Origin of the sequence: Pseudomonas sp. K5002 (genome assembly GCF_013386655.1) — a bacterium.
Taxonomy (GTDB): Bacteria; Pseudomonadota; Gammaproteobacteria; order Pseudomonadales; family Pseudomonadaceae; genus Aquipseudomonas.
The window spans coordinates 36,946-43,230 of the sequence record NZ_JACARK010000089.1 but is presented as its reverse complement, the minus strand read 5'-3'; the positions used below and the strand labels follow the sequence as shown (position 1 = coordinate 43,230).

Here is a 6,285-nt window from a genome sequence, read left to right as displayed (position 1 = left end):
TCGCGGCGGCGGTCAGCGGGTTGTCGCCGGTCACCATCACCGTGCGAATCCCCAGCTTGCGCAGCTCGGCAAACCGTTCGCGGATGCCGGGCTTGACCACGTCCTTGAGGTGAATCGCGCCGAGCAACTTGCCGTCGGCACACACCAGCAATGGCGTGCCGCCGCTCTGGGCGATCTTGTCGATTTCCCGCGACAGCGCCGGTTGCAGGTCGCGGCGTTGCAGGCCAATGAACGCCAACAGCGAATCCACGGCGCCCTTACGGAACACACGGCCCTGGTAGTCGACGCCGGACAGGCGGGTTTCCGCGCTGAACGGTACCGAGGTCAGCTCATCCGTCGACGGCTCGGCTTGCGGGTGCTGGCCGCGCAGGTATTCGACGATGGACTTACCTTCGGCCGTGTCGTCCGCCAGGGATGCCAGCAGCGCGCCCTCGGCCAGTTCCTTGCCGCTGACACCCGGCGCGGCGATCACGTTGGTGCAGCGACGGTTACCGAAGGTGATGGTGCCGGTCTTGTCCAGCAACAGCACGTGCACGTCCCCCGCCGCTTCCACCGCGCGACCGGATTTGGCGATCACGTTGAGGCGCACCAGGCGGTCCATGCCGGCAATACCGATGGCCGACAACAGGCCGCCGATGGTGGTCGGGATCAGCGTCACCAGCAGCGCCACCAGAAACACCAGCGGCAGGTTGCCATTGGCGAAGTGGGCGAACGGCTGCAGGGTCACCACCACCAGCAGGAAGATCAGCGTCAGGCCGATCAGCAGGATGTCCAGCGCGATTTCGTTGGGGGTTTTCTGGCGCTTGGCGCCTTCCACCAGGGCGATCATGCGGTCCAGGGTCGACTCGCCCGGGTTGGCGGTGATGCGGATCATCAACCAGTCCGAGACCAGGCGGGTGTTGCCGGTGACGGCCGAGCGGTCGCCGCCGGATTCACGGATAACCGGGGCCGATTCACCGGTGATGGCCGCTTCGTTGACCGCGGCAATCCCTTCGATGACTTCGCCGTCACCCGGGATCATTTCCCCGGCGACCACGCGTACCACATCACCTTTGCGCAGGCTGGTGGCCGGCACGACCTTGAAGCTGCCGTCGGCTTCCTTGCGGCGGGCGCTGAGGCCCTCGCTGCCGGCCTTGAGGCTGTCGGCGCGGGCCTTGCCGCGGCCTTCAGCCAAGGCTTCGGCGAAGTTGGCAAACAGCACGGTGAACCACAGCCACACGGCGATTTGCACGGAGACGTAGGTCGGTACGGCCACCTCCGGCACAAAGCACAGGATGGTGGTGAGGATCGCGGTCAGTTCGACCACCAGCATCACCGGCGAGCGTTGCAGCTGGCGCGGGTCCAGCTTGACGAACGCCTGGACCAGCGCCGGGCGCCACAGGGCCGACATTGCGGTCTTGGCTGGCTCCTGGGTTTTCACGGGAGCCGCGTTTTTTGCAGGCATATTCATTTTCATATCCCCTTAGAAGCCCATGCTCAGATGTTCAGCGATAGGCCCAAGTGCCAGCGTCGGCAGGAAGGTCAGGCCGCCCACCAGCAAAATGGTCACGGTCAACAGGGTCACGAACAGCGGGCCGTGGGTCGGGAAGCTGTTCTGGCCAATCGGTGCGGTCTTCTTCATCGCCAGGCTGCCGGCCAGGGCCAGTACCGGGAGGATGTAACCGAAGCGACCAAGCAACATCGACAGGCTCAACATCAGGTTGTGGAACGCGGTGTTGGCACTGAAGCCGCCGAACGCCGAACCGTTGTTGGCACTGGCCGAGGTGTAGGCGTACAGCAACTGGCTGAAACCGTGGGGGCCAGGGTTACTGATGGCACCGGCCGGGCCAGGCAGGCTGGCGGCGATGGCACCGAGTACCAGGGTGCCGACCGGCATCACCAGCAAGGTCACCACCAGCAACTGCACTTCCTTGGCCTGGAGTTTCTTGCCGAGGTATTCCGGTGTACGGCCAATCATCAAACCGGCGAGGAACACCGCGATCAACACGTTGAGCAACATGCCGTACATGCCGGCACCGACGCCGCCGAAGATCACTTCGCCGACCATCATGTTGACCAGCGACACCATCCCGCTCAGGGGGTTGAGGCTGTCTTGCATACCGTTGACCGAACCGTTGGACGCGGCGGTGGTAGCCACCGACCACAACACGGTGCCAGTGGTGCCGAAGCGCGCTTCCTTACCTTCCTGCGGCGCGGCCTGTTCAACCGCCGGGTTGTTCAGCGCCGGGTTGGGCTGGTATTCGGCCCACATGGCGGTTGCGCCGCCGATGATGAACAGGGCCAGCATGCAACCGAGGATCGCCCGGCTCTGACGCAGGTCTTTCACGTAGTGGCCAAAGGTGAACACCAGCGCCACCGGAATCAGGATGATCGCGCCCAGCTCAAACAGGTTGGCCCAGGCAGTCGGGTCTTCGAACGGATGCGCCGAGTTGACGCCGAAGAAGCCACCACCGTTGGTGCCCAGTTGCTTGATCGCAATCTGGCTGGCAGCCGGGCCCAGTGGGATGACCTGGTCAACGCCCTGCATGGTGACCGCGTTCACATAGTGAGCGAAGGTTTGTGGCACGCCCTGCCAGACCAGGAACAACGCGAACACCAGGCACAACGGCAACAGGCCGTAGAGCGTGGCGCGAGTCATGTCGACCCAGAAGTTGCCCAAAGTCTTGGTGGATTTGCGACCGATCCCACGGCACAACGCGACCAGTACGGCGAGGCCGGTGGCGGCACTGACGAAGTTCTGCACGGTGAGGCCGACCATCTGACTGAGGTAGCTCAGGGACGCTTCACCGCTGTAGTTCTGCCAGTTGGTGTTGGTCATGAAACTGATGGCGGTGTTGAACGCCAGGGTCCATTCCTGACCCGGCAATTTCTGCGGGTTCAGCGGCAGGTATTCCTGGAACAGCAGGATCGCGAACAGCAGCACGAAACCGGCAAGGTTGAACGCCAGCAACGCCAGCGCGTATTTCTGCCAGCTCTGTTCCTGGTCTGCATCGACACCCGAAAGGCGATAGCACACGCGCTCGACCGGGCCGAACACCGGCGTGAGCCAGGTTCGCTGCCCTTCCATTACCTTGTAGTAGAACCGCCCCAGGGCCGGTGCCGGAATCAGCACCAAGGCAAAGAAGGCGATGATCAGCCAATAGTCATAACTGTGCATAGCCTGCTCCTAGTTCCGATCCGCGCGTAACAGCGCAACCAGCAGATAAATGAACAGCGCCACAGCCAACAGCAGTGACACCCCGTCCAGAACGCTCATGGAAGTTTCTCCGTCGTGCGGCGACTGCCGCGTGTAGGAGGATTGTCCGCAGGAGTGGCGTAAAGGAACGAGAGCGACGGTATGGGTGGGGCGTAAAGACGGCGTAAAGAGTGGGTTTATGCGGGGTTTACGGGGGGTATGCACTTCAAATGTGGGAGCCGGGCTTGCCCGCGATAGCGTCAGACCAGACACCAACGCCCTTATCTGGTGCAGCGCTTGAAATGATTCAAACGCCAAACCGTTCCCTCGGCGACAGTTCGGCGCCTTTACGACACGGCTTTGGTTAATGGCATGTCCGCTGCAATGCCCTGAAACATTCCAAACCGTTCAGGGAGCGCTACACGATGAACACACAACTCAAACCCACCTTGGGCACTCTGCATTTGTGGGGCATCGCAGTCGGGCTGGTGATTTCCGGAGAGTATTTCGGCTGGAGTTATGGCTGGGGCGTGGCGGGAACATTGGGCTTCCTGGTGACCTCGTTAATGGTCGCCGCCATGTACACCTGCTTTATATTCAGTTTCACCGAGCTGACCACCGCGATTCCTCACGCTGGCGGCCCGTTTGCCTACAGCCGCCGGGCGTTTGGCGAGAAAGGTGGCTTGATTGCCGGGTTGGCGACGCTGATCGAGTTCGTCTTCGCCCCACCCGCGATCGCCCTGGCCATCGGCGCATACCTGAACGTGCAGTTTCCGGCCCTCGATCCGAAACATGCGGCCGTCGGCGCCTACATTGTGTTCATGGGCCTGAACATCCTCGGGGTGAAGCTCGCCGCCACCTTTGAATTGGTGGTCTGCGTGCTTGCCGTGGCCGAGTTGCTGGTGTTCATGGGCGTGGTCGCTCCCGCCTTCAGCTTCAGCAACTTCGCCCTCAACGGCTGGGCCGGCTCCGACACCTTCGGCGCACCGGCGATCGCCGGAATGTTTGCGGCCATACCATTTGCCATCTGGTTCTTCCTCGCCATCGAAGGCGCCGCCATGGCTGCCGAAGAGGCGAAAGATCCCAAGCGCACTATTCCAAAGGCCTACATCAGCGGCATCCTCACCCTGGTGATTCTGGCCATGGGCGTGATGTTCTTTGCCGGTGGCGTGGGTGACTGGCGCACCCTGTCGAACATCAACGACCCGCTGCCCCAGGCGATGAAAACCGTGGTCGGCGACAGCTCGGGCTGGCTGCACATGCTGGTGTGGATCGGCCTGTTCGGCCTGGTGGCCAGCTTCCACGGGATCATCCTGGGTTACTCCCGCCAATTCTTCGCCCTGGCGCGCGCGGGCTACCTGCCCTCCTTCCTCGCCAAACTGTCGCGCTTCCAGACGCCGCACCGGGCAATCATCGCCGGCGGCATCGTCGGCATCGCCGCCATCTACAGCGACGGGCTGATCAACCTGGGCGGCATGACCCTGACCGCCGCGATGATCACCATGGCGGTGTTCGGTGCCATCGTCATGTACATCATGAGCATGCTCAGCCTGTTCAAACTGCGCAAGACCGAGCCACTGCTGGAGCGGACCTTCCGCGCCCCGGGCTATCCAATCGTGCCGGGGATTGCGCTGGTACTGGCCGTGGTCTGCCTGGTGGCGATGGCGTGGTTCAACGCGCTGATCGGGCTGATCTTCCTGGGCTTCATGGTGGTGGGTTTTGTGTACTTCCAACTGACCGCGCAAGACCGCGCCGATGCACCGGCGGACGCTATGTTGACCGGGCTGTAAGGCTACCGGGGCAGAACGGGCCTACAATGAACTACTAAGAAAGCCCGTTACTCAAAGCAGTCATTACCGTGGGAAATTTCCCCACGGTTTGCTGCCTCAAGGAGAGCCCTATGCCGTGGTATGCCTGGTTGATTTTAGTGGTCGCGATCGGTTCGATCGTCGGTGGTTTGTTGATGCTGCGAGACAGCGCCAACAAGGTTGAATTGACTGATGAACAACGTAAGCGCGTGGCAGAACGCAATGCCCAGGCGGACGCCAAGGATGCGCAGGATCGTTGAGGCTGAAGCGGCTCCCCGTTGAGCCGCACAATTTTGTAAACACCCGCGTATGCCCCGCCAAGCTTGGTTAATATGGCCTGATGTTTCGGAGGCCTTCCCATGCGCTATTCACAAGACCACAAAGCCCAAACCCACCGGCGCATCATCAAGGAGGCCTCGGTACGCTTTCGCCGTGACGGCATTGGCGCTACCGGCCTGCAGCCGCTGATGAAGTCGCTGAACCTGACGCATGGCGGGTTTTACGCGCACTTCAGGTCAAAGGACGAGTTGGTGGAAAAGGCGTTGCAAGAGGCCGCGGCTCAACTGGATGAACATTGCAAAAAGCTGTTCAGCCAACAGCGACCGTTGGACGCGTTCATTGATAGTTACCTGTCGCAATGGCATCAGACATCACCCCATGAGGGGTGCCCGCTGCCCACGATGTCTTCCGAGCTGGGGTTGCGCGGGCAGAACAGCAGGACGACGGATGAGGTGCTTAACGCCCGGCTCAAGCAGGTCGAAGCCGCCCTCGAGAGCCCGAATGCCCGCGAACAGGGCCTTGTGCTGATGTCAACGCTGGTGGGAGCGTTGGTGTTGGCAAGAAGTGTGGAGAGCGCCGAGTTGGCCACGCGGATTCTTGATGTGGTGCGGGGGAGCTTGAAAGTGGGGTTCTGCGGCCAGAAGAAAGCCGGTCAATGACCGGCCTCCTCGCCTGCTTTTCAGATGTTCAATTGACCTCAAGCCTGTCGCGGTTCTTCTCCAGCAATGCCTTGCCGATACCTTTTACTTCCAGCAACTCATCTATCGCAGTGAAGGGCCCGTTGGTTTCGCGGTAAGCGACGATGGCCTTGGCTTTGGCTGCGCCAATGCCGAAGAGGTCCCGGCGCAGGGTTTCGGCGTCTGCGGAGTTGAGGCTGACCTTGGTGGTGTGGTCGACCTTGGTCATTTGTGTGGAAATGGAGGTTGGCGTTTCGGGTTTGGTGGAAGGTGCGGCAGTAGTGGCTAGGGAGAGGCTGGCAAGAAAGGCAAAGACAAAGGATGAGAAATAAGCTTTACGCATAGG

At 61.5% G+C, this 6,285-nt stretch carries 7 protein-coding genes; 3 read left to right on the top strand and 4 right to left on the bottom strand.

Annotation, left to right across the window (positions count from 1 at the left end; genetic code table 11):
* The 3 genes from kdpB to kdpF all read right to left on the bottom strand — a co-directional run.
* Positions 1 to 1,450: potassium-transporting ATPase subunit KdpB (kdpB, locus tag HX846_RS05650; RefSeq protein WP_178965098.1), on the bottom strand; the 1,450-nt coding region annotated here is incomplete at its 3' end.
* Between the two features lie 12 nt (positions 1,451 to 1,462).
* Positions 1,463 to 3,157: a potassium-transporting ATPase subunit KdpA gene (gene kdpA / locus HX846_RS05645; RefSeq protein WP_003218753.1), complete on the bottom strand. Its 1,695-nt coding sequence runs from the start codon at positions 3,155 to 3,157 to the stop codon at positions 1,463 to 1,465.
* Between the two features lie 9 nt (positions 3,158 to 3,166).
* Positions 3,167 to 3,256: a K(+)-transporting ATPase subunit F gene (gene kdpF / locus HX846_RS05640; RefSeq protein ID WP_003218754.1), complete on the bottom strand. Its 90-nt coding sequence runs from the start codon at positions 3,254 to 3,256 to the stop codon at positions 3,167 to 3,169.
* 344 nt (positions 3,257 to 3,600) lie between these two features.
* Between kdpF and eat the strand changes: the two genes are divergently transcribed.
* The 3 genes from eat (at position 3,601) to HX846_RS05625 (ending at position 5,921) form a co-directional block, all read left to right on the top strand.
* Positions 3,601 to 4,965: an ethanolamine permease gene (gene eat, locus HX846_RS05635; protein ID WP_003218757.1), complete on the top strand. Its 1,365-nt coding sequence runs from the start codon at positions 3,601 to 3,603 to the stop codon at positions 4,963 to 4,965.
* 110 nt (positions 4,966 to 5,075) lie between these two features.
* Positions 5,076 to 5,243, top strand: coding sequence for a DUF2897 family protein (locus tag HX846_RS05630; protein ID WP_008437727.1), 168 nt, complete (start codon positions 5,076 to 5,078; stop codon positions 5,241 to 5,243).
* 99 nt (positions 5,244 to 5,342) lie between these two features.
* On the top strand, positions 5,343 to 5,921 hold the full coding sequence (locus HX846_RS05625) for a TetR/AcrR family transcriptional regulator (RefSeq protein WP_178965097.1): 579 nt from the start codon (positions 5,343 to 5,345) through the stop codon (positions 5,919 to 5,921).
* A gap of 28 nt (positions 5,922 to 5,949) precedes the next feature.
* On the opposite strand, the gene HX846_RS05620 is transcribed toward HX846_RS05625, so the two are convergent.
* Complete coding sequence (locus tag HX846_RS05620; protein WP_008437725.1) at positions 5,950 to 6,282, bottom strand: ComEA family DNA-binding protein; 333 nt, start codon at positions 6,280 to 6,282, stop codon at positions 5,950 to 5,952.
* Between the last annotated feature and the right edge of the window lie 3 nt (positions 6,283 to 6,285).